Annotated in this window: 22 protein-coding genes; 16 read left to right on the top strand and 6 right to left on the bottom strand. The window is 70.1% G+C overall.

Translation table 11 applies throughout. The features are described from left to right. Window positions 1–39: 39 nt before the first annotated feature. Entirely contained in the window at window positions 40–1110 is a 1071-nt protein-coding gene (locus SB751_RS07915) for an alpha/beta fold hydrolase (protein ID WP_144202973.1), read from the top strand. Between the two features lie 6 nt (window positions 1111–1116). Here SB751_RS07915 and SB751_RS07910 read toward each other — a convergent pair whose 3' ends face one another. Then, on the bottom strand, window positions 1117–2103 hold the full coding sequence (locus tag SB751_RS07910; protein ID WP_244845116.1) for a glycoside hydrolase family protein: 987 nt from the start codon (window positions 2101–2103) through the stop codon (window positions 1117–1119). 258 nt (window positions 2104–2361) lie between these two features. Here SB751_RS07910 and alkB point away from each other — a divergent pair, with 258 nt between their 5' ends. The 5 genes from alkB (at window position 2362) to SB751_RS07885 (ending at window position 7104) form a co-directional block, all read left to right on the top strand. Continuing rightward, window positions 2362–3024: a DNA oxidative demethylase AlkB gene (alkB, locus tag SB751_RS07905; protein WP_250025764.1), complete on the top strand. Its 663-nt coding sequence runs from the start codon at window positions 2362–2364 to the stop codon at window positions 3022–3024. A gap of 152 nt (window positions 3025–3176) precedes the next feature. Continuing rightward, on the top strand, window positions 3177–4646 hold the full coding sequence (locus SB751_RS07900) for an SLC13 family permease (RefSeq protein WP_211944186.1): 1470 nt from the start codon (window positions 3177–3179) through the stop codon (window positions 4644–4646). A 120-nt stretch (window positions 4647–4766) separates the two neighbouring features. Further along, window positions 4767–5828, top strand: coding sequence for an acyl-CoA dehydrogenase family protein (locus tag SB751_RS07895; protein WP_410747920.1), 1062 nt, complete (start codon window positions 4767–4769; stop codon window positions 5826–5828). Continuing rightward, window positions 5825–6421, top strand: a complete 597-nt coding sequence (locus tag SB751_RS07890; protein ID WP_144202982.1) for a class I SAM-dependent DNA methyltransferase — start codon at window positions 5825–5827, stop codon at window positions 6419–6421. The genes SB751_RS07895 and SB751_RS07890 overlap by 4 nt, the downstream gene beginning before the upstream one ends. After that, window positions 6418–7104 (top strand): glycosyltransferase, encoded by a 687-nt coding sequence (locus SB751_RS07885; RefSeq protein ID WP_144202984.1) that lies wholly within the window; start codon window positions 6418–6420, stop codon window positions 7102–7104. The genes SB751_RS07890 and SB751_RS07885 overlap by 4 nt, the downstream gene beginning before the upstream one ends. A 12-nt stretch (window positions 7105–7116) precedes the next feature. Here the strand turns inward: SB751_RS07885 and SB751_RS07880 are convergent, their stop codons facing one another. Together SB751_RS07880 and SB751_RS07875 are read right to left on the bottom strand one after the other, a co-directional pair. After that, a complete protein-coding gene (locus SB751_RS07880; RefSeq protein WP_377731879.1) occupies window positions 7117–7359 on the bottom strand; it encodes a helix-turn-helix domain-containing protein in 243 nt (80 codons plus the stop codon). A 258-nt stretch (window positions 7360–7617) separates the two neighbouring features. Next, window positions 7618–8571 carry a DMT family transporter gene (locus tag SB751_RS07875; RefSeq protein WP_410747972.1) on the bottom strand — a complete coding sequence of 318 codons (954 nt, stop codon included), beginning with the start codon at window positions 8569–8571 and terminating at the stop codon, window positions 7618–7620. Window positions 8572–8681: 110 nt separating this feature from the next. Here SB751_RS07875 and SB751_RS07870 point away from each other — a divergent pair, with 110 nt between their 5' ends. The 6 genes from SB751_RS07870 to SB751_RS07845 all read left to right on the top strand — a co-directional run bounded on the left by SB751_RS07870 (window position 8682) and on the right by SB751_RS07845 (window position 15517). After that, window positions 8682–9062, top strand: a complete 381-nt coding sequence (locus SB751_RS07870; RefSeq protein ID WP_144202987.1) for a VOC family protein — start codon at window positions 8682–8684, stop codon at window positions 9060–9062. Window positions 9063–9182: 120 nt separating this feature from the next. Then, window positions 9183–10922, top strand: a complete 1740-nt coding sequence (gene araD / locus SB751_RS07865; RefSeq protein WP_144202991.1) for an L-arabinonate dehydratase — start codon at window positions 9183–9185, stop codon at window positions 10920–10922. A gap of 99 nt (window positions 10923–11021) precedes the next feature. Beyond that, the gene (locus SB751_RS07860) at window positions 11022–11960 is read left to right on the top strand and encodes a 2-hydroxyacid dehydrogenase (RefSeq protein WP_410747919.1); all 939 of its coding nucleotides are present in this window, start codon (window positions 11022–11024) and stop codon (window positions 11958–11960) included. Window positions 11961–12081: 121 nt separating this feature from the next. Beyond that, a complete protein-coding gene (locus tag SB751_RS07855; RefSeq protein WP_410747918.1) occupies window positions 12082–13005 on the top strand; it encodes an intradiol ring-cleavage dioxygenase in 924 nt (307 codons plus the stop codon). Between the two features lie 238 nt (window positions 13006–13243). Next, entirely contained in the window at window positions 13244–14842 is a 1599-nt protein-coding gene (locus tag SB751_RS07850) for an EAL domain-containing protein (RefSeq protein ID WP_144203001.1), read from the top strand. Window positions 14843–14899: 57 nt separating this feature from the next. Next, window positions 14900–15517, top strand: a complete 618-nt coding sequence (locus SB751_RS07845) for a LysE family translocator (RefSeq protein WP_211943987.1) — start codon at window positions 14900–14902, stop codon at window positions 15515–15517. Between the two features lie 13 nt (window positions 15518–15530). Here SB751_RS07845 and SB751_RS07840 read toward each other — a convergent pair whose 3' ends face one another. Further along, on the bottom strand, window positions 15531–16526 hold the full coding sequence (locus tag SB751_RS07840; RefSeq protein WP_144203006.1) for a Bug family tripartite tricarboxylate transporter substrate binding protein: 996 nt from the start codon (window positions 16524–16526) through the stop codon (window positions 15531–15533). A 91-nt stretch (window positions 16527–16617) separates the two neighbouring features. Further along, window positions 16618–17553: a LysR substrate-binding domain-containing protein gene (locus tag SB751_RS07835; RefSeq protein WP_144203009.1), complete on the bottom strand. Its 936-nt coding sequence runs from the start codon at window positions 17551–17553 to the stop codon at window positions 16618–16620. 202 nt (window positions 17554–17755) lie between these two features. Here SB751_RS07835 and SB751_RS07830 point away from each other — a divergent pair, with 202 nt between their 5' ends. From SB751_RS07830 to SB751_RS07815, 4 genes are all read left to right on the top strand, one after another. Continuing rightward, complete coding sequence (locus SB751_RS07830; RefSeq protein WP_144203012.1) at window positions 17756–18211, top strand: polyhydroxyalkanoate granule-associated phasin; 456 nt, start codon at window positions 17756–17758, stop codon at window positions 18209–18211. Window positions 18212–18441: 230 nt separating this feature from the next. Further along, window positions 18442–18759, top strand: coding sequence for a hypothetical protein (locus SB751_RS07825; RefSeq protein WP_144203014.1), 318 nt, complete (start codon window positions 18442–18444; stop codon window positions 18757–18759). A 212-nt stretch (window positions 18760–18971) separates the two neighbouring features. Beyond that, complete coding sequence (locus tag SB751_RS07820) at window positions 18972–21917, top strand: ATP-binding protein (RefSeq protein WP_410747917.1); 2946 nt, start codon at window positions 18972–18974, stop codon at window positions 21915–21917. An 11-nt stretch (window positions 21918–21928) separates the two neighbouring features. Continuing rightward, the gene (locus tag SB751_RS07815; protein ID WP_410747916.1) at window positions 21929–23320 is read left to right on the top strand and encodes an ATP-binding protein; all 1392 of its coding nucleotides are present in this window, start codon (window positions 21929–21931) and stop codon (window positions 23318–23320) included. Here SB751_RS07815 and SB751_RS07810 read toward each other — a convergent pair. Then, the gene (locus SB751_RS07810) at window positions 23304–24719 is read right to left on the bottom strand and encodes a hypothetical protein (RefSeq protein ID WP_211943984.1); all 1416 of its coding nucleotides are present in this window, start codon (window positions 24717–24719) and stop codon (window positions 23304–23306) included. The genes SB751_RS07815 and SB751_RS07810 overlap by 17 nt on opposite strands. Between the last annotated feature and the right edge of the window lie 74 nt (window positions 24720–24793).

Below are 24793 nucleotides of genomic sequence, written 5' to 3'. Positions count from 1 at the left end.
TGCGACGATCCTGTCTCTTCCTCGCACCCCGCCCCCACCATGTTCCTGCTCCGCCAGACCCTGCTTGCCGCTGCGACTGTCGCCGCACTCTCTGCGCCGCTCGCCCATGCCGCCGACCCCACATCGGCCACACCGCCCGCCACACCATCGGCCACACCGCCCGCCGACAGCGGCCCGGCCTACGGACCCGAACTCGAAGGCTTCGACTACCCCGCCCCGGTCCAGCGCTACCGCTTCACCTCCCAGGGCGAAGCCATGCAGATGGCCTTCCTCGACGTCAAACCCGAGAAGCCCAACGGCCGCGCGGTGGTCCTGCTCCACGGCAAGAACTTCTGCGCCGCCACCTGGCAGGAAACCATCCGCCAGCTGAGCGGCGCCGGCTACCGCGTGATCGCGCCGGACCAGATCGGCTTCTGCAAATCGACCAAGCCGGCGCGCTACCAGTACACCTTCCAGCAACTCGCCCGCAACACGCACGACCTGCTGGCATCCATCGGCGTCAGCAACGTGACGGTGATGGGCCATTCCACGGGCGGCATGCTGGCGATGCGCTACGCGCTGATGTACCCGCGCGAGACCCAGCAGCTCGTGCTGGTCAACCCGATCGGGCTTGAGGACTGGAAGGCCAAGGGCGTGCCGCCGCTCTCCGTGGACCAGTGGTACACGCGCGAGCTGGCCACCACCGCCGACCGCATCCGCAACTATGAGAGGGCCACGTACTATGCGGGCCAGTGGCGCGCTGACTACGAACCCTGGGTGCAGATGCTGGCCGGCCTCAACCGGGGTCCGGGCAAGCAGATCGTGGCGTGGAATTCGGCCCTGCTGTACGACATGATCTACACCCAGCCGGTGGTCTACGAAATGGGCGCCATCCAGGCCCCGACCCTCCTGCTGATCGGCGACAAGGACACCACCGCCATCGGCAAGGACGCCGCCCCGCCAGACGTCCAGGCCCGGCTAGGCCGCTACCCCGAACTGGCCAAAATCACGGCCCGCGCAATCCCGAACACCACGCTGGTGGAATTCCCCGAACTCGGCCACGCCCCCCAGATGCAGGACCCGGCGGCGTTTCATAAGGCGTTGCTGGAGGGGATGGCGCGGCCGAGGTAGCCCCGCTCAGAACGGCAACCCGATGTAGTACTTGCCCAACTCCGTCAGCTGCCCATCGCCGCCGAGCAGGCTGGTGAAGTGCATGTCGTTGTTCCAGCGGCCGGTGAACCAGGCGTAGCGGAACACGTCGGCGCGTTGTTCGCAGATGGCGACCATTTCCTTCATCTGCTGTTTCTGCTTCTCGATGGTGTCGATCTGGGCGCCGTCGGCGTTGCTGTGCCAGTTGGCGAACTCGGTCACCCAGAACGGCTTGTTGTACTTCATCAGCCGGTCGAGCTGGCCGCCGAGGCCGTAGTCGTACCAGTGGAAGGCCAGGTAGTCGATGCGCGGGTCGCGGTTGCCGTTGGCGGTGCGATAGGCGGCGTAGAACGCGTCCATCCAGACCACCGGGTCCTGGTAGCCGGGCATGGTGCCCCAGGTGATGGTCGGGCCGACCAGCTTGACGCCGGTGTGGGCGGCGATGGCCTCGTAGCGCGGCCAGACGGTGGCGGCCTGCGCCGGGGTCAGGTTGGCCTGATCGGTGAGGTTCGGCTCGTTCATCAGCAGCAGGTACTTCACGCGCGGATTGGCCAGCAGCCAGGCCTCGATGGCGGCGTCGTTGAAGTTGTCATTCCAGAGCATGGGAATGAAGTCCATGCTGTACGTGGTGGTGGCATCGGCGGGCGCCGTGCCGTTGGGCTTGGCGGCCCAGTTGTACCACCAGGACACCCCGGGGGCGAGCGCTGCGAAGTCCTGCGCGCTGACCAGGTCGTAGGCCACGCCGCGCTTGGCGCTCTTGGTCACGCCCGGCGTGCCGGGGTCCGGATTGTTCACCGGCGGCACCGGCGGATTCGCCGGCGTCAACGGCGCGCCGGCGCCAGGCGAGCCGTTGGTCGCCTCCTCGCCCCCGCCGCCACAGGCGGCCAGTGCCAGCATGCCGGCGATCAGTCCCGCGCCCAGCAAGCGCCGGACAAGTGTCATCCCGCGCCGTGGCGCGAATTGCTTGGTTTCCATCGTATTGACCCCTTCTGGTTATTCCCGTGCGCGCTGTGTTTTTGTCGATCCGCGCTATCGTCCCTTGACGGAACTCGCGGATGATAACGGAAGCGCACTCGGAATCCATGCCGGTTTGCCCATTTACAACGGTGCTCACCGTCCGTTGGCACCCCGTTGGCACCCCGATAGCGTGAACGCGCTGCACGCCCCGGCCACCCGGCAACCGGGCGAGCCGCTATCATCGGCATGCCGCGCCCGCCCGGTCCCCCACCCATCATGACTTTCGACCTCTTCGACGCCCTTCCCGCCGACCCCGACACCCCGCCCGCCACCGAGCCCCTGGGCCCGGGCGCCGTGGTGCTGCGGGGTTTTGCGCGCGATGTCGATACCCGCCTGCTGGCCGCCGTGGACCACCTCAGCGCGCAGGCCCCGTTCCGCCACCTGATCACCCCCGGCGGGCTGCGCATGTCCGTGGCGATGACCAACTGCGGCGAGGCGGGCTGGGTCTCCGACCGCACCGGCTACCGCTACGACCCCGCCGACCCCGATTCCGGCGCGCCGTGGCCGCCCATGCCCGAGGTGTTCCGCGCGTTGGCCGAGCGCGCCGCCGCCAGCGCCGGCTACCCCGGCTTCGCGCCCGATGCCTGCCTGATCAACCGCTACCTGCCCGGCACGCGGCTCTCGCTCCATCAGGACCGCGACGAACTGGACCTGCGCGCGCCCATCGTCTCGGTCTCGCTCGGCCTGCCCGCCACCTTCCTCTGGGGCGGCCTGCGCCGCGCGGACAAGCCGGCGCGCATCCGGCTCGCCCATGGCGACGTGGTGGTGTGGGGCGGCCCGTCGCGGCTGGTCTTCCACGGCATTGCGCCGCTGGCGGATGACGATCACGCGCTCACCGGGCGCACGCGCATCAATCTGACCTTCCGCAAGACACGCTGAACCGGAAAACACAAGCGACAATTCCTCGCGCCGGGCACCAGTTACGCATCCGGCACGCGCCAGAGGCGTGCAGTACGATACGGCACCACGACAAATGGCTGCCGGCGCCAGACGTCAACAATCGCGCGACCGGCATCCGAAGAGACACCGCGATGCCTGCCGATTCGACCCCCGCCGCCAAGCCAACGGCAACGCCAACGCCCACGCCCACGCCCACGCCAACCGCCCCGCAATTTTCCGGCCGCCCGGCGGACTCCATCCGCGCCGCGCTGCTGATCGCAGCCAGCATCGCCGCGGTCTGGATCGCCGGCCAGGCCGCCGGGGCGCCGCCCGCGCTGATCTGGGCCGGCGCGCTGGTGGTCTCCACCGTGTCCTGCTGGGCCACTGGCGCGCTGCCCGAACCCACCGCCACGCTGCTGTTCTTCCTGTGCGCGGTGGTCCTCCATATCGCGCCCGCGCCGGTGGTGTTCTCCGGCTTCACGTCCACGGCCTGGTGGCTGATGTTCGGCGGCGCGGTGACCGGCGTGGCGCTGCGCGGCACGGGGCTGGCGCTGCGGCTGGCGGACATCATCTTCCACAAGCGCGTCAACACCTATCCGCAGGTGATTGCCACGGTAGCCATGAGCGCGGTGGGGCTGGCGTTCCTGATGCCGTCCACCACGGGCCGGGTGCTGCTGTTGATGCCGATCGTGCTGGCGCTGTCAGACCGTCTCGGCTTCCGGCCCGGATCGAACGGGCGCATCGGCATGGTGCTGACCGTGGCGGCGGCCAGCTACATGCCGCCCACCTCGATCCTGCCGGCCAACATCCCCAACAGCGTGCTGCTGGGCGCGGCCAACTCGCTCTATGGCATCAACCTCAGCTATGGCAGCTACCTGCTGCTGCATTTCCCGGTGCTGGGCGCGCTGAAGACCGTGGTGCTGGTCTGGCTGGTCTGCAAGCTGTTCCCGGAGACGGCGGCGATGACGCCGCAGCCGCCCGCCGCGCGCACGCCCATGAGCAAGCCCGAGACGCTGCTCGCGCTGCTGCTGGCGCTGGCCGTGGCCGCGTTCGCCACAGACGCCTGGCACGGCATCTCGCCCGCCTGGATCTCGCTGGCGGCGTGCATCGTCTGCCTGCTGCCCGGCATCGGGCTGGTCTCGCCCAAGGCGCTGACCGAGCAGGTGCACCTGGTGCCGCTGCTCTACGTGGCCGGGTTCCTCGGCCTGGGCGCGGTAGTCGAGCACACCGGCCTCGGCACGGCCATCAGCGCCGCGCTGCTGCACTGGCTGCCGCTGGCGCCGGGCCACACTGCCGGTAACGTCGGCGCGCTGGGCGCGATGGGGGCCGTGCTCGGGCTGATGTCGACGCTGCCCGCGCTCCCCGCCGTGATGACGCCGCTGGCGCGCGACCTGGCCACCGCCACCGGCCTGCCGCTGGAAACCGTGCTGATGTTGCAGGTGCCGGTGTTCTCGACGGTGTTCTTCCCCTACCAGTCGCCGCCCATCGTCATCGCCATGCAGCTGGGCGGCGTGGGCCTGCGGCACGGCACGCGGCTGTGCCTGGCGCTGGCGGCCATCACGGTGGTGGTGCTGCTGCCGCTGGATTACCTCTGGTGGCGCCTGCTGGGCTACCTGCCGTAACCAAACCCCCTGTGGGATTCGGCTGACATCGCGGCGCGCCGTTTGCCGGCAGGCGCCGCGCGGCGCCGTGCGTACCCTCCAAGTGACAGATTCCGATGCTGGCACGAGGATGGAGGCACCATGGGCGACTTTCCGGACAATCACGGCGCGCACGCCCACCTCGGGGCCCTGATCTCCGAGTTCGTCCGGGGCGGCAACATCCCCCTCCCCGGCCATGGCCAGACACTGGCGCGCTGGCAACTGTTCGCCACCATCGCCGCCAAGCGGGGCGCGGTCGCCATCAAGCTGTTCGAGGCCCATGCCGATGCGCTGGCCATCCTCGCCGAAGTCGCCGGCGCCACGCCGGCCCCCGACACCCGCTGGGCGATCTGGGCGGCGGAACCGCCCGATGCCCGCCTGCGCGTGCAGACCGATGATTTGCCCAAGGTCCCCCCCGACCTCTCCCACATTGCAGGACTGACCGACTCTGCCAGCTTCACCCCCGCCCGCCTCACCGGCCGCAAGGCCTGGTGTTCCGGCGCCGGCGAGGTCTCGCACGCGCTCGTCACTTGCTGGCTGGATCAGGCGGAGCCCGGTGCCCAGCGGCTGGCCGTCGTCGACATGGCCGGGCCCGGCATCCGCGTCACGCGCGAGGGCTGGCACGCCGTGGGCATGGCCGCCACCGATAGCGGCGATGTCCTGTTCGACGATTGCCCCGCGCTGCTGCTGGCCGCGCCGGACGCCTACCTACGCCGCCCCGGCTTCTGGCACGGCGGGGCCGGCATCGCAGCCTGCTGGCATGGCGCGGCGCTGCCGCTGGCCAACGCCGTGGCCAACGCCGTGCGCGCGGCGCTGAAGAAGCGGGACGACCCCCACGCCGCCGCCCACCTCGCCGCCATCGACGGCGACCTGCACGCCAGCGCCGCGCTGCTGCGCGAGACCGCGCGATGGATCGACGACCATCCCACCGAAGACGCCTTCGTGCCGGCCATGCGCGCCCGCACCGTGATCGAGGCCGCCGTGCTGCGCGTGATCCAGCACGCCGGCAACACACTTGGCGCCGGCCCGCTGTGCCGCAACCCGACGCTGGCCGCGCTGTACGCCGACCTGCCCGTGCTGCTGCGCCAGAGCCATGCCGAACGCGACCTCGCCGCGCTGGGCCAGCGGCTGGCGCAGGGCGATAGCGATATGGGAACGCTATGACCGCAACCGCCACGGACTTCCACGCCATGTTCGAGAACCCCGACCCCTGGGGCCTGGAGTCGCTCTGGTACGAGGCCCGCAAGCGCGACGTGGTGCTCGCCGCGCTGCCTGACGCCCGCTACGGCACAGCATTCGAGGCCGGCTGCGCCACCGGCATGCTGACCGAGCGCCTCGCCGCGCGCTGCGACCACCTGCTCGCCGTGGATCTCGTGCCCCGCGCCGTGGCCTGCGCGCGCGAGCGCGTGGCACGGCACCGGCATGTCGAGGTCGCCACCGCCAACCTGCCAACGGACTGGCCCACGGAAGGCCCCTTCGACCTGATCGTGCTCAGCGAGATCGGCTACTTCTTCGCCCCCGACGCCTGGCTTGAGACCGCGCAGCGCGCGGCCGGCGCGCTGACCGAGGCGGGCGTGATCCTGGCCTGCCACTGGCAGCGCCCGTTCGCCGGGCGCACGCAGTCCACGCGGCAGGTGCACGCGGCCATCGCGCGGCAACCGGGGCTGCATCGCCATGTGCGGCATCTGGAGCCGGATTTCCTGCTCGAAGTCTGGTCGCGCAACGCGCGGCCGCTCCGCCAGCGGGAGCCAGCATGATCGGCGTAGTCGTGCCCGTTCACAATGAGGAAGACCATCTGGAGGCATGCCTGCGGGCGCTGGCCATGGCGGCCACCCATCCGGCGCTCGGTGGCGAAGCAGTGCGCGTGGTGATCGTGCTCGATGCCTGCGACGATGGCTCGGCCGCCATCGCCCAACGCCACGCGCCGGAGCGCATCACCTGCCTGGCGATTGCCGCGCGCAACGTGGGCGAGGCGCGCCGCGCCGGCGCCCAGCATCTGCTGGCCCGGCAGGCGCGCTGGCTGGCCTTTACCGATGCCGACAGCCGCGTGGCGCCGGACTGGCTGGTGGCGCAGCTCGCGCTACGCGCCGATGCGGTCTGCGGACTGGTCACGGTGGAGGACTGGAGCCCCCAGCCGCCGCACGTGGCCACGCGGTTTGCCGCGCGCTACCGGCGCGAGGAGGGGCACCGGCATGTCCACGGCGCCAACCTCGGGGTGTGCTCGCATGCCTACCGGCGCGCGGGCGGATTCCTGCCGCATCCGGTCAGCGAGGACGTGGCGTTGATCGAGGCGCTGCAGGCCATCAACGCCCATATCGCCTGGAGCACGCTGCCGCAGGTGACCACCAGCGCGCGGGCGCGTGGCAGGCTGGCCGGCGGCTTTGCCGATCACCTCGCGATGCTGGCCACGGCGCACGAGGGCGAAACGCTGTTGCCCTGAGTGAGTCGTGCCTTACCACTCGAACTTCTGGATTTCCGCCTCCCCGATCGCGCGGTGCTGCACGACGAGATCGAGGTCATACGCCCCGAGCAGCGCCAGCAATTGCCCCGCGCTGATGGTCTCGGGGTTCAGCTCCATATGCGAAATGCGGCTTTGACTGATGTCGAGCCGGGCGGCCGCTTCCGCCTGTGTCAGGCCGGCGACCTTGCGTGCGCCTTGCAGCACCTGTCCAAGCTGGTCAGGGGTGGAAATCATGACTCTCAGCATCGCGGTCATCCAGGAAAAGTTAAAAATCTATCAATTCTGACCATTGATTGACAAAAACTCCTAGCGCTAGATCAAGCGACTACGCATGCCATAGGTAAGTGCCCGCTTCGCCGAATGTAATGTTGTCAAAATAAAACGCTCGCCCCGCAGCGGCGCGGTGGCAAGCCCTACAAACGGAGGGAGGCGGAGGGAGGCGCCCAGCGTGGAGAACGAGCCGCGCAGTGGAAGAGAAATCGGTATGCGGGACTAGCGTCGCCGCGCGGCGATGACCAGCGCGATGCCGCCGAGGATGGCCACCGCGCTGACCGCCAGCCGCGCGGTCATCGGCTCGCCCAGCCAGGCGATGCCGCCCAGCGCGGCCAGCACCGGCACACTCAACTGCACCGTGGCCGCCGTGGTGGACGCCAGCCCGCGCAGCGCGGCGTACCAGATCACATAGCCGATGCCGGACGTCACCGCGCCCGAGGCCGCCGCCAGCGCCACCCCGTGCCAGTCGACCGAAAGCTGGGAGACCGTCCCCCTGCTCACCACGCTCACCACGCTCACCACGCTCACCGCCAGCGCCAGCGGCACCCCGCGCACGAAGTTGCCGGTGGTGGCGGCCAGCGCGTCCGGCGCGCCCCGGCCCCGCAACGAATAGACGCCCCAGCCGATGCCGGCGACGGCCATCAGCAGCGTCGCCCCGGGCGGCGGGGCCTGCAAACCCGGCAGCACCAGCCAGACCAGGCCCGCCAGCGCCAGCACAATGCCGAGCCACTGCGCCGCGCGCAGGCGGTCGCCACGCCGCAGGCCGTCGCCGATCATGGTCGCCTGCACGCTGGCGAACAGCACCAGCGCCCCGGTGCCGGCGGCCAGCCGCAGGTAGGCGAAGGAAAAGCCGCATGCATAGACCAGCAGCGCCACCGCACCGATCCAGTCGCCCCCCATCTGCGCGTGCGCGTGCCCGTGCCCATGCCGCAGGTCCCGCGCGTCACCCCGGGCGCGCAGGTACAGGATCGCCCCCAGCACCAGGGCGGCCGAGGCCACCCGCACCAGCGTGAACGTGGCCGCGTCGATGCCGGTGCCCTTCAGCGCCGCCCGCGCCAGCAGCGAATTGGCCGCGAAGGCGACCATCGCCAGCGCGGTCAGGGCAGCCGTGGTGGCCGTGGTGGCGGGGGGTGCCGGGAGGGTCGTCCGGGGGGTGGACGGGGGCCGGGCCATCATCGATTTGTCATTTGGGAGAAGGGGGCCGATGAACCATACTGGGGCCATGATGCGCCCATACAGGTGTCCCTGTCGGCGCCCCCACCAGCCAGATCCAGGAGACCACCATGCTCAGGGACAGCCATGCTTTCAGCGGATTCTCGGTCAACGACCTCGCCATGGCCAAGGACTTCTACGCCAACACGCTCGGCCTTGTGGTCACGGAGGAGCACGGCATGCTGGCGCTCAACCTGCCCGGCGGCAACCACGTGCTGCTCTATCCCAAGTCCAACCACGCGCCGGCCACGTTCACGGTGCTGAACTTCCCGGTGGAGAGCGTCGAGAAGACCGTGGACAGCCTCTCGCACCACGGCGTGCGCTTCGAAATGTATGACGAACCCGGCATGAAGACCGACGCGCGCGGCATCTGCCGGGGCGAAGGCGGCCCCGTCATCGCGTGGTTCCGAGACCCGGCCGGCAACATCCTCTCGATACTGGAGGAGCAGTAGCCTGCGCAGGTCTCCGGCGTTGCCGGATCGGTGTGCCTGCCAATACACTAGTGCCTCCAACCCACACCCCAACGGCGTGCTGCCTGGCAGGCGCCGTGACGACAGCAACGGTGGAGACACATGACAGTTCGAAGAAAGACCCCCGACACGCTGCGCAGCGCGCGCTGGTTTGCCCCCGATGACCTGCGCTCCTCGGGCCATCGCTCGCGCATCATGCAGATGGGCTACGCGCCCGACGAGTGGATGGGCAAGCCGCTCATCGCCATCCTGAACACCTGGTCGGACATCAACCCCTGCCACGCCCACTTCCGCCAGCGCGTGGAAGACGTCAAGCGCGGCATCCTGCAGGCCGGCGGCTTCCCGGTGGAGCTGCCCGCCATCTCGCTCTCGGAAAGCTCGGTCAAGCCGACCACCATGCTCTACCGCAACCTGCTCGCCATCGAGGCGGAGGAGCTGATCCGCTCGCATCCCGTGGATGGCGCGGTGCTGATGGGCGGCTGCGACAAGACCACGCCGGGCCTGCTGCTGGGCGCCACCAGCGCCGGCGTGCCCGCCATCTACGTGCCGGCCGGGCCGATGCTGCGCGGCAACTACAAGGGCAACGTGCTCGGCTCCGGCTCGGACGCCTGGAAATACTGGGACGAGCGCCGCGCCGGCAACCTGAGCCAGGCCGAGTGGATCGGCATCGAGGGCGGCATCGCGCGCAGCCACGGCACCTGCATGACGATGGGCACCGCCAGCACCATGACCGCCATCGCCGAGACGCTGGGCATGAGCCTGCCCGGCGCGTCGTCCATTCCGGCGGCGGATGCCAACCATATCCGCATGGCCTCCGAGTCGGGCCGGCGCATCGTCGAGATGGTCTGGGAAGACCTCACGCCGGCGCGCATCCAGACCCGGGCCGCGTACCTGAACGCCATCGTCGTGGCCATGGCCATGGGCTGCTCCACCAACGCCATCATCCACGTGATTGCCATGGCGCGCCGCGCCGGCCATGACATTGGGCTGGACGACTTCGACGCCGCCAGCCGGCATGTGCCGGTCATCGCCAACATCCGGCCCAGCGGCGACAAGTACCTGATGGAAGACTTCTATTACGCGGGCGGCCTGCCGGCGCTGATGAGCCGCATCCGGGACAAGCTCGACCTGACCACGCTGACCGTGACCGGCCGCACGCTGGGCGAGAACATCGCCGGGGCCGAAGTGCACAACGACGATGTGATCCGTACGACGGAGAACGCCCTGTACCGGGAAGGCGCGCTGGCCGTGCTGCGCGGCAATATCGCGCCGGACGGCTGCGTGATCAAACCGAGCGCCTGCGACCCGCGCTACTTCCGCCATACCGGCCCGGCGCTGGTGTTCGACGATTACCCGTCGATGAAGGCTGCCGTGGAGGACGAGAACCTCGACGTGACCGCCGACCATATCCTGATCCTGCGCAACGCCGGCCCCCAAGGCGGCCCCGGCATGCCGGAATGGGGCATGTTGCCGATCCCGAAGAAGCTGGTGAAGCAGGGCGTGCGCGACATGCTGCGCATGTCCGACGCGCGCATGAGCGGCACCAGCTACGGCGCCTGCATCCTCCATGTATCGCCCGAGGCGTACATCGGCGGGCCCTTCGCGCTGGTACGTACCGGCGACCTGATCTCGGTGGATATCGACCGGCGCAGCATCCACCTGGAGGTATCCGACGAAGAACTGGCGCGCCGCCGCGCCGTCTGGACCCCGCCGCCGCCCCGCTATACGCGCGGCTACGGCTTCATGTTCTCCCGGCACATCCGCCAGGCCAATGACGGCTGCGACTTCGACTTCCTCCAGACCGATTTCGGCGACCCGGTGGGCGAGCCGAGCATCTACTGACCGCAAGCCTTCCGCAAGCATCGTCCCCGATAATGGCGGGCGCGCCGCCCCCGGCCGCCCTCCATCCTCCGCTACCTTCCCAGACAGGACCAATTCCGCATGAAACCCCGCCTTCTGCAGCACGGCCGCCTGCCCGAACACACCGAAGCCCGCCTCGCCGAATCCTTCGACGTGCACCCGCTCTGGGCCGAGACCGACCCCGCCGGCTACCTGGCCGCCCACGGCGCCGGGTTCGTGGCGATGACCACCCGGGCCGCCACGGGCGTGGACGCCAAGATGCTGGCCGCGCTGCCGAACCTGCGCGTGATCTCCAGCTTCGGCGTGGGGCTGGACAAGCTCGACCTGGACACCGCCCGTGCGCGCGGCATCGCGGTGGGCTACACGCCGGACGTGCTCAATGACTGCGTGGCCGACACGGCGTTCGCCCTGCTGATGGACGCGGCGCGCCAGGTCAGCGCGGCGGACCGCTACGTGCGGCGCGGCGAGTGGCCCAAGGCCCCCTATCCGCTAACCACGCGCGTCAGCGGCAAGCGGCTGGGCATCGTCGGCATGGGGCGTATCGGGCGCGTGATCGCGCAGCGCTCGTCGGGCTTCGACATGGAAGTGCGCTACTTCGGCCGCAAGCCGCAGGACGGCGTGGCCTATGGCTTCGAGCCGTCCGTGGAGGCGCTGGCGCGCTGGGCGGACTTCCTGGTCGTGGCCACCTCGGGCGGGCCGGAAACACGCCACCTGATCTCGGCCGGCGTGCTGGAGGCGCTCGGGCCGCAGGGCTACCTGATCAATATCGCGCGCGGCACCGTGGTGGACGAGGCCGCGCTGGTCGACGCCCTGACCCACAAGCGCATCGCCGGCGCCGGGCTGGACGTCTTCGAAAACGAACCGCACGTGCCCGAGGCGCTGTTCGGGCTGGACAACGTGGTGCTCCTGCCCCACGTGGCCAGCGGCACCCACGAGACCCGCGCGGCCATGGCCAACCTGGTGTTCGAGAACCTGGAGAGCTTCTTCGCCTCCGGCGCGGTGGTGAAATCGGCGCTCTGATCCGCCGATCGCCCCCTTGGTCGCCCCGTTACCACGTGTAGCCGGGGCGACACAGACGCGAAACACTGGCGGGGCACCCCCGGGACTACACTGGGCATTCCAGCTTTTTACGGAGCGTGCGATGCCCGACTCTCCTGCCTCGCCACCATCGACAGCATCGATCCCCCGCCGGCGCCACCTGCTGGCGCTGGGCCTGGGCAGCGCCGGCCTGACCGCGCTGGCCCGCGTGGCACCCGCCGCCGAACCCCGGCCGGCCACCGCCGCCACGCTCCCCCTGACCGCCCAGACCACCGAGGGCCCGTATTACTTCGATGCGGGCAAGATCCGGCAGGACATCACCGAAGGCCAGCCCGGCGTGCCGCTGGAGGTGCGCTTCACCGTGGTGGATGTGCAGGGCCGCCCGCTCGCCGGCCATCGCGTGGATCTCTGGCACTGCAACGCCGCCGGCGTGTACTCGGGCTATGACGGCCAGCGCGACGGCCAGCGCGACGGGCAGCACGACGGGCAGCACGACGACAAGGGCCAGCGCATTAGCACGCGCGGCCAGACCTTCCTGCGCGGCAGCCAGCCGGTGGGCGCCGATGGCGTGGCGATGTTCCGCACGATCTATCCCGGCTGGTACGCCGGGCGCGCCACCCATCTGCATATGAAGGTGCTCGACCCGGCCGGCCGGGCGCACCTGACCACGCAGTGCTTCCTGCCCGATGCGCTCAACGAGTATCTGTATAGCCAGCTCCCCGCCTACCGGCGCCGGCAGGTGCGCGGCACGCTGAACAGCAACGACGGCATCGCGCTGATGGCCGGCGAGACCGTGCTCGGCGCCGTGCGCGAGGCGCACGACCGCTACGTGGCCACGTTGACGCTCGTGGTGGACCCCGCCGGCACGGCCCCGCGCGAGGGGTTTTCCGACCATCCGCCACCGGGCCCGCCGCCGATGTCCCGCGATGGCCGCCGCCCGCCGCCACCGCCGGGCCAGGGCGAGCAGGCCGCCCCGGCTGCCGGCAGCGCCCGCGCCGCCGCGCTGATCCCCGGCGTGCGGCTGTAGCCCGGCCGCTGTCCGCTGTCCGCCCGAGGCCCAAGGTCTCCATCAATGCCTGCCATGGAAAAAATGCAAAATCCACGGCAATGGCCAGACATGACCCGTAATTGTTAGTTATGCTCCCCAGGGGCGGGCCGATGGCCTGCCGATCAGCCGGGCGTTGACGATCCGGCACATCATGGGGGGCGGCGCATCCTTGGGAGCGCCGCGTTCAGCGCGGTTCTCCAGGAGGGGATGTTCTCCGATGCAGCGCAGCTGGTTTCTCGCGTTGACGATTGCCCTGGCCACCCTGGCCACGCTGTTCCCGGTGGGAATCGGCGTGTTCATGGCGCAGCTGGAGGCCAATCGGCGCGAAGCCGACCAACTCGCGGTGTTCGCCGACGCGGCGCTGCGGCGCGGCGAGGCGGTCATGACCCAGGCCATCAGCGCCATCCAGGACATGGAGCAGCTCCGCGACGAGCCCTGCTCCCCGTCGAATCTCGTCGAACTCCGGCGCATCACCTACAGCTATCGCTTCCTCCAGGACGCCGGCGTCTATGGCCGGGGCCGGCGCCTGTGCTCGGCGCTGCTGGGCCCGGTGCAGGCGCGCACCCTGCCGCTGCCACCGCCCGACTGGCGCACGCCCGATGGCTACGACTTCTGGTTCGACCTCGCCAACCCCTTCAGCGCGCCGCGCCGGACCATCCTGATGGGCCGCAACGGCAACCACGTGTCGATCGATCCGCAGGTATTCGTCGATGTGGTGGACCGCGACACGCGCATGCTGGCCGTAGTGCATACCGACGCCGGCCGCATCTTCGCCACCACGCAGGGCGCCAATCTCGCCCGCTTGCAGCGCGCCTACGCCGACCATGCCTATGGCCCCGGCGGCGCCGCCCGGCATGAGGACGATGCCGCCGTGGTGCTGCGCAAGTCACGCAACATGCCCTTCGCGGTGGTGGTACTGGCCCCGCGCGCGGCCCTGCTGACCAACTGGCGCGCGCTGCTGGTGGGCGGGCTGATCGTCGGGCTGGCCGCCGGGGTGCCATTGGGCATCCTGGTCTGGCGGCGCGCCACGCGGCGCTTCAGCCTGGAGGGCGAGCTGCGCGGCGCGGTACGGCGCCACGAGATGGCGGTGCACTACCAGCCCATCGTCGCGCTCTCCGACAACCGCTGCGTGGGCGTGGAAGCGCTCGTGCGCTGGCGGCGCAATGGCCGGCTGGTGCGCCCCAACCTGTTTATCCCGATGGCCGAGAACGCCGGGCTGATCCAGCAGATCACCGATCAGGTGCTGGAGATCGTGCTGACCGAGCTGGGCACGCTGCTGCGGCGGCATCCGTCGTTCTATGTCTCGATCAACGTGGGCGCGGAGGACCTGAAGAGCCGGCGCTTCCTGACCGTGCTCAACGCGCGGCTGCGGGACTCCGGCATCGCGCCGGCGCAGATCCGCATCGAGGCCACCGAACGCGGCTTCCTGGAGCCGGACGTGGCGCGCGACACCATCCAGGCCTTCCGGGATGCCGGCCATCCGGTCTATATCGACGACTTCGGCACGGGGTACTCGAGCCTCTCCTACCTGGAGAGCTTCAAGGTGGATGCGCTCAAGATCGACAAGTCGTTCGTGGATACGATGGGGCAGGAGGCGGCCACCAGCACCGTGGCGCCGCATATCATCGCCATGGCGCGCTCGCTGGGGCTGGAGGTGGTGGCCGAAGGCATCGAGGACAGCGCGCAGGCCGACTACCTGCGCGAGCAGGGCGTGGACTACGGGCAGGGCTGGCTGTTCGGGCGGCCCCTGCCGGCCGCGGAACTGGCCCAGTTCCTGAGCAAGAACGCCGCGCCGGCGGCGCCAGCGCCGGCCTGACACGAATCACCGGCAAACCCACCCACCCCGAATACATCGATAAAAAAAGGAGGCCCGATGTCCCTGCCCACCCTGTTCCTGACCGCTGCCGGCGTTGGCCTGGCGGTGGCCGCCCCGGTCGGCCCGATGGGCATGCTCTGCATTCGCCGCACGCTGGCCGAGGGGCCCCGCGCCGGGCTGGCGATCGGGCTCGGCATTGCCTGTGGCGATGCGGTCTACGGGATGGTGGCGGCGCTGGGGCTGGTCGGCATTTCGCAGTTCATGCTGGCCTATGACAAGCCGCTGCATCTGGCGGCCGGGCTGTTCCTGGTCTACCTGGGCCTGCGCACGTTCTTCCACACCCCGACCGAGGCCGTGGCCACGCTGCGCGGCAACGGCTCGCGGCGCCGGGCCTTCGCCAGCGCCCTGCTGCTGACGCTGACCAACCCGCAGACCATCATCATGTTCGCCGCGCTGTTCGCCACACTGGCGCCGCGCGGGCCGTTCTCGACCCCCATCGCGCTGACCACGGTGCTCGGTGTGTTCTGCGGGTCGATTGCCTGGTGGTGCGTGCTGGTGGCGATGGTCACCGGCGCCCGCCACGCGCTGGGCCAGCGCGTGCGGCAGTGGATCGACCGGGTCACCGGCCTCGCGCTGGCCGCGTTCGGCGTGGCGGAGATCCGGCGGTCGATCTAGGCGCGTTGGGCGCTTACTCCGCCTTGGCCCCCGAGTCCTTGGCCACCTTGGTCCACTTGACGGTCTCGGTCTTGATGAAGCCGGCCAGTTGCGGCGGCGTCATGTCGCCGGCGGTCACGCCCTGTTCCTCGAAGCGCTTCTGCACGTCCGGCTGCTTGAGCACCTTGGCCAACTCGGTGCTCATGCGCTGGCGCACGGCCTCGGGGGTGCCGTGCGGCGCCATCAGCGCGTACCACGTGGTCACCTCGTAGCCCGGCACGCCGCTTTCCGCCACGGTCGGCACGCCCGGATAGGCCGCCGAGCGCTTGGCCGTGGTCACCGCCAGCGCCTTCACCTTGCCGCTCTTCACATGCGGATTGGCCGACGGGCTGGTCTCGATGGCCATCTGGATCTGGCCGGCGATCAGGTCCGTCATCATCGGCGCGCCGCCTTTGTACGGCACGTGGGCGATGTCGGTGCCGGTGGCCGCGCGGAACAGCTCGCCCGAGAGGTGCTCGGTGCTGCCGATGCCCGCCGAGCCGTAGTTCACCTTGCCCGGATGTGCCTTGATATAGGCGATCAGCTCCGGCACGGTCTTGGCCGGAATCGACGGATTGACCAGCAGCACGTTCGGCGTCAACGCCACCATGCCGATGGGCTCCAGGTCTTTCTGGAAGTCGTACGGCAGGGTCTTGTAGATGCCGGGCGCCATGGTGTGCGCCACGGTGGCCAGCAGGAAGGTGTAGCCGTCCGGATTGGCGCGCGCCACGATGGACCCGCCAATGGTGCCGCCCGCGCCGGGGCGGTTGTCCACCACCATCGGCTGGCCCAGCGCCTCGCCCAGCTTCTGGCCCACGGCCCGGCCGATGATGTCGGTGGTGCCGCCCGAGGCGAACGGCACGACCAGCGTGATCGGCTTGGACGGCCAGCTATCGGCGGCGAAGGCGGGAACGGCGGGGATGGCAGCAAGGGTGGCGGCGGCGCCAAGGCAGGCCTTGAGCACGGCACGGCGCGGCATGCGGATGGTCATGCGGGTCTCCGGGGGGATCTTCTGGATGTGTAATCGCCCCACTGTACTGAGACGTCCGCATCACAACCAGCCCCGCACCGGCGGGAGGTCTTCAGGATTTGTGAAGGGTCGCCCCGGGCCAGCGGCCCGCCGTCACCAGCCCGCGCGCCACGCTGTCCAGCACGCTGCGGGCGGCCAGGCCGGCCGGGGACAGTTCGTCGTCGGACAGGCTGACCAGCAGGTTGGGCCGGCGCACGCCCGCATCGGCAATCTCGATCAGCACCAACGGTTCGCCCGGCTCGCCCAGATGCCGCGCCACGGCCGCGCCGGGCTGGATGGTCGCGCCAAGGCCGGCGCGCACGGCATCCATCAGCACGGCCAGGCCGTCGATCTCGGCCACCACGTTGAGGGCGCGCTCGCTACGCGCGAAGGCCGCGTTCAGCACCGCGCGCAGCCCATGGGCGTTGCTGGGCAGGATCAGCGGCAGGCCGTCAAGTGCCTCCAGATGCACCGGATCGGTGGTCGGCAAGCCCGGCTGGTCTGGCCGGGCGATCACGAACAGCCGCTCCTCCAGCAGCGGCACCACGCTCCAGCGCTGGCCGGGTTCGAGCTGGAACAGCACGGCGAGGTCGAGCTGGCGCGCGCCGATCATCGTGGCGAGGTTGCCGGAGAGGCTTTCCACCAGATGCAGGCGGATATCCGGGTAGCGCTCGCGCATGGCCAGCATGAACGGCGGGCCCATGACGGAGAGCGTGCTCGGCGCCATGCCCACGCTGACATGGCCGGAGAGCCGCGCGGTGCGCGCGGCGCGGGCGGCGTCATCGGCGTGGCGCAGCGCCAGCTGGGCCTGGCGCCAGAAGGCGAGCCCGGCGTCGGTCGGCACCACGCCGGTGGAGGTGCGCTGGAGCAGCCGCGTGGACAGCTCGCTCTCGAGCCGGCTGATCTGCTGGCTCAGCGCGGACGTGACCACGCCCAGCCGCTGGGCCGCCTGCCCCATGCTGCCCAACTCCACCACATGCACGAAGTAGCGCAATTGGCGCAATTCCATCGTCTTCATCCCAGATCTGTCACGCGGAGCCGGTATTGTGCCTGTGCCGGGCCACTTGGGCAGACAAAGCGGGCCAGGATCACCAAACTTGACGGAAGTCAGCCATATGCCGGTTGACCGCGCGACGATACTGGATGAGCATGTAGGTAACCCCTGCGCAGGACTCACCTTCCACCCAAGGTATCCACCGGAGCTTTCCACCATGAACAGCTTTCCACCGACGCTGTGGCCTTTCCCCGCTTTTTCATTCCAGGGCGCCTATGCGCTGGACGACAAGATGATCGAGAACTGGCGCAAGATGATGGGCCTGAACTCCGATTTCGCGAAGTCCTGGATGGACGAAGCCCAGTTCGACTGGGCCTCCTGCTTCATGCCGCAAGACCCCGAGGAACTGTACGCGCGGCAGTGGTCCAACCAGATGCCCTTCCTTTCGATCCCGATGCACTACGCCACCGCCATGCTGGAGCAGGGCGCGGCCATGCAGCGCACGTGGCTCGACAGCTGGGGCCGCATGTTCGGCATGTTCGGCCTGCCGACGCTGCTGCCGGCCATGCCCGTGATGCCCGATATCGCCGCCGTGGCGACGTCCGGGGGTGACATCGTCGACGTACCGGCCGTGGCCGTGCGCGAGACGCCCCGCAAGGGCAAAAGTGGCTGAAAACCGTCATCGGGGCCGGTGAGATGCCCCGGCTTTACACGGTCTTTTCTGCAACGCACGGCCTTGATGCGACGTTTTACGCATATCTCTATCGGCACGGTTGATGCATATACTGAAATGTCAGTATGCTGGTAGAGACACATCGCGCCACCTGCCCGATGGCTTATGAAGCTGTTGAGGGCGCAGTCGAGGCAGGTACCTGAATCGCGCCCCATCCCGCGAGGCCCACTATGAGCAAGACCCTTATCTCCAGCCTGATCGCCGCCGCTGCCGTTGTCGCGATGCCGCTGGCCCACGCCCAACAGAAGCCCGTGGACCCGTACACGCAAGGCGCCAAGGTCGGCAAGGCCGATCCGTACACCGACGGTGCCAAGTCGGGCAAGTTCGATCCGTACACGGACGGCGCGAAGTCGTCGACCAAGACCGACCTCGCACCGAGCAAGCCGGACCCGTACACCTCGGGTGCCAAGAGCGGCAAGCCTGACCCGTACCTGGACGGCGCCAAGACCGGCAAGCCCGATCCGTACACCGACGGCGCCAAGAAGTAACACCGAGTAACACCGCCGCGCTCGCGCGGGCGTGCGGCCGTCACGGAATGTGACACGCCTCACGCGCATCGTCAGCGCCGCCCGGCACGCCCGCAAGGACGTGCCGGGCGATTTTTTTTTGGCTCTCCACCGTGCGGTGGATTTGCTCATCGCGCCGAGGGCATTCAAAATAGCGCTTCGTCCGGCTCGCCCCCGCCGGCGAGGAACTCATCTTGACTAGCCGCGCCCCTGCCGCCAGGGCCGACCTACCGGTCGCCTTTGGTTCGTTCACGCTGCATATCGCGCAGCGCCTTTTGCTGGAGTCCGGCCGCCCCGTGCGGTTGGGCGCGCGTGCGCGCAGCATCCTGGCCGCGCTGGTCGAGCGGGCCGGCGAGGTGGTGGGCAAGGCCGAGCTGATCGCCTATGCCTGGCCTGACGGCGATGCGGAGGAAGCCACGCTGCGCGTGCACATGGGCGCGCTGCGCAAGGTGCTGGGCGACGGCCAGGGCGGCACGCGCTACATCGCCAGCGTGGCCGGACGCGGCTACTGCTTCGTCGCGCCGGTGGCGCGCGCCACCACCCAGGGTGCCCCCGGCACCTTCCCCGCCGCGCCCGCCCACGATGCCCATGACGCCTACCTCCCGGCCCGCGTGACCCGCGTGATCGGCCGGGAAACCCTGATCGCCGCGCTCGCCCAGAGCCTGCCGCAGCGGCGCCTGCTTACGCTGTGCGGCGCGGGCGGCATGGGCAAGACCACCATCGCGCTGGCCATGGCCGAGCGGCTGCTGCCGGCCTATGCGGACGGCGTGCGCTTCGTGGATCTGGGCCGCGTGGCCGACCCGGGACTGGTGGACGCCGCGCTGGCCGCCACGCTCGGCATGACGGCCGGCCCCACCGCGCGCGCGGCGCTGGTGGACGCGCTGCGGCACCGGCGCATGCTGATCGTGCTGGACAGTTGCGAGCACGTGATCGACGCCGTGGCCCTGCTGGTGCTGGCGCTGCTGCAGGGGGCGCCGGACGTCCACCTGCTCGTCACCAGCCGCGAGCCGCTGCAATGCGAGGGCGAATGGGTCCAGCGCGTGCCGCCGCTCGCCCTGCCCTCCCCCCGCAACGAAATCAGCGCGGCGGAGGCGATGCACTACCCGGCCGTGCAGTTGTTCGTGGAGCGCGCCATCCACAGCGCCGACACCTTCCAGCTGCCGGACGCCGATGCGCCCGGCGTGGTCATGCTCTGCGCCAGCCTCGACGGCATGCCGCTGGCCATCGAGCTGGCCGCCGCACACGTGGAAACCTTCGGCGTGGCCCATCTGCGCCGGCTGCTGGACGACCGCTTCCAGATGTCGGCGGACAACAGCGACATCGTGCAGCCGCGCCACCGCACCCTGCGCGCGCTGCTGGACTGGAGCTACGACGTGCTGCCGCCCACCGAGCGCGTGGTGCTCACGCGGCTGGCCGTATTCACCGGCAAATTCACGCTGGCCTGGGCGCGCGCGGTGCTGGTGGACGCCGAGATCAGCCGTGGCGATGTGGAAACCGGCATCGCGGCGATGGTCGCCAAATCGCTGGTCAGCGTGGATGCCAGCGAAGGCGTGGTGCGCTACCGCCTGCTGGCCACCACGCGCGCCTATGCGCTGGAACGGCTGGCCCGGGGCGGCGCGCTACGCGACCTGCAGGCCCGTCACGCGCTGCACTGGCGCGATGCGCTGCGCGCCACCTGGACCGACGAGCCGACGCTGACGCAGGCCGAATGGGCCGCGCGCTACGGCAACGCCATCGACGACGTGCGCGCCGCCATCGGCTGGGCGCTCTCCCCGGACGGCGACGCCGCCCTGGGCGCCACGCTGATCATCGCCGCGCTGCCGCTGGGCTACTTCCTCTCCCGACTCGACGAATTCTGCGGCTACACGGCGCGCGCGCTGGCGCTGGCCGACGAGGGCGCGGCGCCGCTCGACCCCACGCTGACCACACGGCTGCGCGTGGCGCTGGGCACGCTGATCTATCACACGCGCGGCGTGGCCGCCGGTGCCGAGGACGCCTACCAGCGCGCGCTGCGCGACGCCGCCGCGCTGGCGCAATCGGGGCCGCAATCGGGGGCGCAACAACAGGCACTGGCCGGCATCGGCATGATCGCGCTGGCGTCTGGCGACTACGCCGCCGGGCGCCACCACGCCGAGACCATGTGCGCACTGGCCGACCAGGACGGCGACGCGATGGCCCGCCTGTGGGCCGAGCACACGCTGGCGCTGGCGCACCACTACCTGGGCGACCACGGCACCGCGCGGCATCTGGCGCGGCACGTGCGCACGCATCCGAGCCCGCTGGTGCGGCCCGTGGACAACCTCACCGCGCTGGTGGACCGCCGCGTCTGCATGCGCATCGTCGAGGCGCGCACGCTGTGGATCGAGGGCTACGCGGACAGCGCCGCGTCGCTGGTCGCCCAGTGCGTGGAAGACGCGCTCACCGACATGCCGCTGGCACTGGCCCAGGCGCTGGCCTTCGCGGCCTGCCCCATCGCGCTGTGGCGCGGCGACGAAACCGCGCTGGCCGATTACGCCAACCGGCTGCGCGAGCACTCGTTGCGCCACGCGCTGGTGGCGTGGCATGGCTGGGTGGAGATGCTCGACGCCGCGCTCGCGCTGCGCGACGGCACGCCAGCCCCCACAAACGCGGACGCGGACGCCGACGCGCACCGCCACCTGCAAGCGCGGATCACCCATACCGGCGGCAAACAGGCCGATCTCTACGCCACCTTCGGCGCGCGCTTCGTCACGCCGCTGGCCATCACGCGCGCGGTGGCGGGCAAGTCCGGCTGGTGCATGGCCGAAGTGCGGCGCGTGGCCGCCGAGGCGCACCCGCATCGGCACACGCAAGCGGGCCGCCTGGCCGCCGCCGCGGCCTTCGAGCAAGCGCTGGACGTGGCGCGCGCGCAGGGCGCAAGGGCCTGGGCGCTGCGCGCCGCCACCAGCCTGGCCCGGGTGCGTCATGAACTGGACCAGGGTGGTGACAGTGTGCGCGCCGCCGACCTGCTTTCGTCGATCTGCGCGCGCATGCCCGAAGGACGCGGCACGCGCGACTATCGGGACGCGCAGGCCGTGCTGGCGTACTACACCAGCACGCCGGCCAGCACGCAGGCCATCTCTGCCGCAAACGACGCAGCCACCACGCAGGCGCGCGGATGACGAAGGCAACCATGGCAAAGACCGACCCTGACGGCGCGGCCGGGCGCGCGTACCGCTTTGGCACCTTCCTGCTGCGGCCGGCTCGGCGCGAGCTGGTGGCGGACGGCGTGCCGGTGACGCTGGGCAGCCGCGCCTTCGACCTCCTCGCCGCGCTGGTCGAGCACGCCGGGCACGTGGTCTCCCGCGATGCCCTCACCGCCGTGGCGTGGCCGCGCATGGTGGTGGAGGACAGCAGCCTGCGCGTGCAGATCGCCCATCTGCGGCGCGTGCTGGGCCCGGAGGGGCCGGGCATCGTCACGGTCCCGGGTCAGGGCTACCGCTTCGACGGCATGGTGCAGGTCGTGGACGAGGGGGCCGCGCCGGCGGCGCAGGTCATACCGGCCGCGCGCGTGCTGCCGCGCCGCCTCACCGCCATCATCGGGCGCGATACCGAGGTGGCCCGCGTGCAGGCGGTGGTGCAGCCGGGGCGGGTGGTCACCCTGGTTGGCATCGGCGGCATCGGCAAGACCACCGTGGCGCTGGCCGCCACCGAGCGGCTGGCGGGGGACTATGCCGATGGGATCTGCTTCCTGGACCTCGGCACGCTGCCCGACCCCGCACAGGGTCTCGCCGCCGCGTTCGGCGCGGCGCGGATGGACGCGCTCGGCCACGCCATGGCCGGCCATCGGCTGCTGGTGGTGCTGGATGGCTGCGACTACGCACCGGAAGCCGTGGCCGCCCTGCTCGCCCAACTGGCGCAGGCGCCCGGCGTGGCGGTGCTGGCCACGAGCCGCCACCCCCTCGGTGCCGCCGCCGAACACCGCCTGCGGCTGCCGCCGCTGGACCTGCCTCCTGAGGGCGAGATCGATGCGGCCCGCGCCCTGACCTTCGGCGCGGTGCAGCTGTTCGCCTCCCGCGCGCAGGCCAGCGGGGCCGGCTACACGCTGACCGACCGCGACGCCCCGGTCGTCGCCGCGCTCTGCCGCCGGCTCGACGGCCTGCCGCTGGCCATCGAACTGGCCGCCGGCTGCGTGGCCGCGTTCGGCGTGCTCGGCCTGCTCGATCAGGCCGACGACCGCTTCAACCTGCTCGAAGCCCGACGCCGGAGCCCGCAGGAACGCCAGCGCTCGCTGCGGGCATCGCTGGATTGGTCGTACGTCCGGCTGTCCGCGCCAGAACAGACCGCGCTGCAACGGCTGTCGGTGCTGGACGGGACGTTCACGCTGGCATCTGCCGAGGCGGCCATCGGCGCGGATGGCATCGACAGCGCGGCAGCGGCGGACGTGCTGGAAGCACTGGTGGCGCAGTCGCTGGTATCGGCGGCAGCCGGGGACACCAGCGAGGGCGGCCCACGCTTCCGCCTGTCGCCCATGGTGCGCGCCTACGCGCGCGAGCGGCTGCAGGCGATCACTTCGCCTCGATAGACTCGTAGGTCGACACGTAGGTCACTTCCGGGTAGACCCAGGAGCGAATGAGGCTGATGCGCATGTCTTCGACATAAGACAAGGTGTAGCGGCTGGTCTCGGCGCCGCTCTCGGTCACCGTGCAAGCCATGTCGATGGCCATGCCGGTGAGTGTCGGCAGGATCCGGCTTGCCGCGTAGCGCCCGCCGGTCCGGCAGGTCACCTTTTCCTGCTTCGGCGCGCCGGTCGCTTCCCCGCGCCACGACGACACCGAGAACGTCATCCGGGCGTCCGGCTTCACAGTGACCGGACGCTGCGCCGGCTCGCTCAGCATGGAGTACTGCGGCGGGTCCATGGTCTTGGCGCCGTGCACGTAATCCTGCTGCTTCTTGGTCCATGGGAAGGTGTCCCCAAGGTAGAAGCTGCCCAAATAGGGAATGTCATCCATCGTGCTTGCCTCCTGGAAGCACTGGAGGATCGGCGCCTTGACCACCGTGCACACCGACTTCATCTCGATATAGTCCGATCGCTCGCCGGCCTTGATCGAGAGAAGCGAATGCGTCTCCACCTGCTTGAATGGCATCTTGCCGCCGAGCGAAGTCATTTGCTTGCGGAGGGCGGGAGGCATGGCGGAGAGGGTGAAGTCGGCGTCGAGGACATCCCGGCTGCTCTTGAAAGGCGCGGGCAGCGCGGCAGTCTTGGGGCGTTCGGCGCGCGCCCGGCCGCCGAGCAGGTAGAGCACGAGATCGTCGCGATCCGCTTCGTCGATCTGGGCGACCGTGGCGCGCACAACGGCGTCGACAAAGCACGCCGCGTCCTCGTCGGAAATGTCCTTCTGACCCAGATCGATCAGCTTCTGGACGCCGCCAGGCATCTTGGCGGCAACCTCGAGTGTCTTGGCAGCGAACGTGCGCTCCAGCGCCGCCGTGCGCTCGGCCGTCAATCGTGCGTGGGAAACGTCTCTGGCTTCGGCCTGAAGGCCGAGATAGAACACGCGGTAGGCCGCATCCAGGTCGATGGACGCCGCCTCGCCAATTGGAGCATTGCGGCGGCACAGCAATGGCATGCCGCTCCGCAAGTAGGACATCCGCGTCTGACTATCGAGGCGCGTCAGGTTCCGCGTCATCTCGCAGTGGCGGCATCCCTCGCTGGCAACCCGGTTCAACCTCGGTTGCAGTTCCTCGTCAGTGAGCCCCTTGCGGATCTCCGCATCATCCTCTGCAGCCTGCAGCCATTTCCGCACCGCCGGATTGCCCGCCAACTGGCGATCCGCGCCTTCGCGGCTCAGCGCGATATCGGTCATCGGGTGGCCGCCGGCGCCGGGCGTCGCGGCACCTTCCGCCGCGCCTGCCGAGTGCATGGCAAGGAAAGTCCAGACTGCAACAAACAGCAACTGCAGGGCACGTCGTGTGAGCGTCATGATGGGAGGGAAGGTGCGGCGTCACGCCGAATTGGAGCGAGACCGTAGCACCGACACCCCGTCATGTCGCGGAT

This window comes from Cupriavidus sp. SIMBA_020, assembly GCF_046535395.1.
Lineage (GTDB): Bacteria > Pseudomonadota > Gammaproteobacteria > Burkholderiales > Burkholderiaceae > Cupriavidus > Cupriavidus campinensis.
This window is presented reverse-complemented; position numbering and strand designations above follow the sequence as displayed.

Bases quoted from the DNA above. Each gene is read 5' to 3' on its own strand.
- SB751_RS07855 (WP_410747918.1), top strand. From the start codon at position 12,082: ATGCCCGACTCTCCTGCCTCGCCACCATCGACAGCATCGATCCCCCGC.
- SB751_RS07850 (WP_144203001.1), top strand. From the start codon at position 13,244: ATGCAGCGCAGCTGGTTTCTCGCGTTGACGATTGCCCTGGCCACCCTG.
- SB751_RS07835 (WP_144203009.1), bottom strand. From the start codon at position 17,553: ATGGAATTGCGCCAATTGCGCTACTTCGTGCATGTGGTGGAGTTGGGC.
- SB751_RS07810 (WP_211943984.1), bottom strand. From the start codon at position 24,719: ATGACGCTCACACGACGTGCCCTGCAGTTGCTGTTTGTTGCAGTCTGG.
- SB751_RS07825 (WP_144203014.1), top strand. From the start codon at position 18,442: ATGAGCAAGACCCTTATCTCCAGCCTGATCGCCGCCGCTGCCGTTGTC.
- SB751_RS07900 (WP_211944186.1), top strand. From the start codon at position 3,177: ATGCCTGCCGATTCGACCCCCGCCGCCAAGCCAACGGCAACGCCAACG.
- SB751_RS07880 (WP_377731879.1), bottom strand. From the start codon at position 7,359: ATGATTTCCACCCCTGACCAGCTTGGACAGGTGCTGCAAGGCGCACGC.
- SB751_RS07875 (WP_410747972.1), bottom strand. From the start codon at position 8,571: ATGGCCCGGCCCCCGTCCACCCCCCGGACGACCCTCCCGGCACCCCCC.
- SB751_RS07870 (WP_144202987.1), top strand. From the start codon at position 8,682: ATGCTCAGGGACAGCCATGCTTTCAGCGGATTCTCGGTCAACGACCTC.
- SB751_RS07890 (WP_144202982.1), top strand. From the start codon at position 5,825: ATGACCGCAACCGCCACGGACTTCCACGCCATGTTCGAGAACCCCGAC.
- SB751_RS07860 (WP_410747919.1), top strand. From the start codon at position 11,022: ATGAAACCCCGCCTTCTGCAGCACGGCCGCCTGCCCGAACACACCGAA.
- SB751_RS07830 (WP_144203012.1), top strand. From the start codon at position 17,756: ATGAACAGCTTTCCACCGACGCTGTGGCCTTTCCCCGCTTTTTCATTC.
- araD (WP_144202991.1), top strand. From the start codon at position 9,183: ATGACAGTTCGAAGAAAGACCCCCGACACGCTGCGCAGCGCGCGCTGG.
- SB751_RS07885 (WP_144202984.1), top strand. From the start codon at position 6,418: ATGATCGGCGTAGTCGTGCCCGTTCACAATGAGGAAGACCATCTGGAG.
- SB751_RS07910 (WP_244845116.1), bottom strand. From the start codon at position 2,103: ATGGAAACCAAGCAATTCGCGCCACGGCGCGGGATGACACTTGTCCGG.
- SB751_RS07895 (WP_410747920.1), top strand. From the start codon at position 4,767: ATGGGCGACTTTCCGGACAATCACGGCGCGCACGCCCACCTCGGGGCC.
- SB751_RS07915 (WP_144202973.1), top strand. From the start codon at position 40: ATGTTCCTGCTCCGCCAGACCCTGCTTGCCGCTGCGACTGTCGCCGCA.
- SB751_RS07815 (WP_410747916.1), top strand. From the start codon at position 21,929: ATGGCAAAGACCGACCCTGACGGCGCGGCCGGGCGCGCGTACCGCTTT.
- alkB (WP_250025764.1), top strand. From the start codon at position 2,362: ATGACTTTCGACCTCTTCGACGCCCTTCCCGCCGACCCCGACACCCCG.
- SB751_RS07840 (WP_144203006.1), bottom strand. From the start codon at position 16,526: ATGACCATCCGCATGCCGCGCCGTGCCGTGCTCAAGGCCTGCCTTGGC.
- SB751_RS07845 (WP_211943987.1), top strand. From the start codon at position 14,900: ATGTCCCTGCCCACCCTGTTCCTGACCGCTGCCGGCGTTGGCCTGGCG.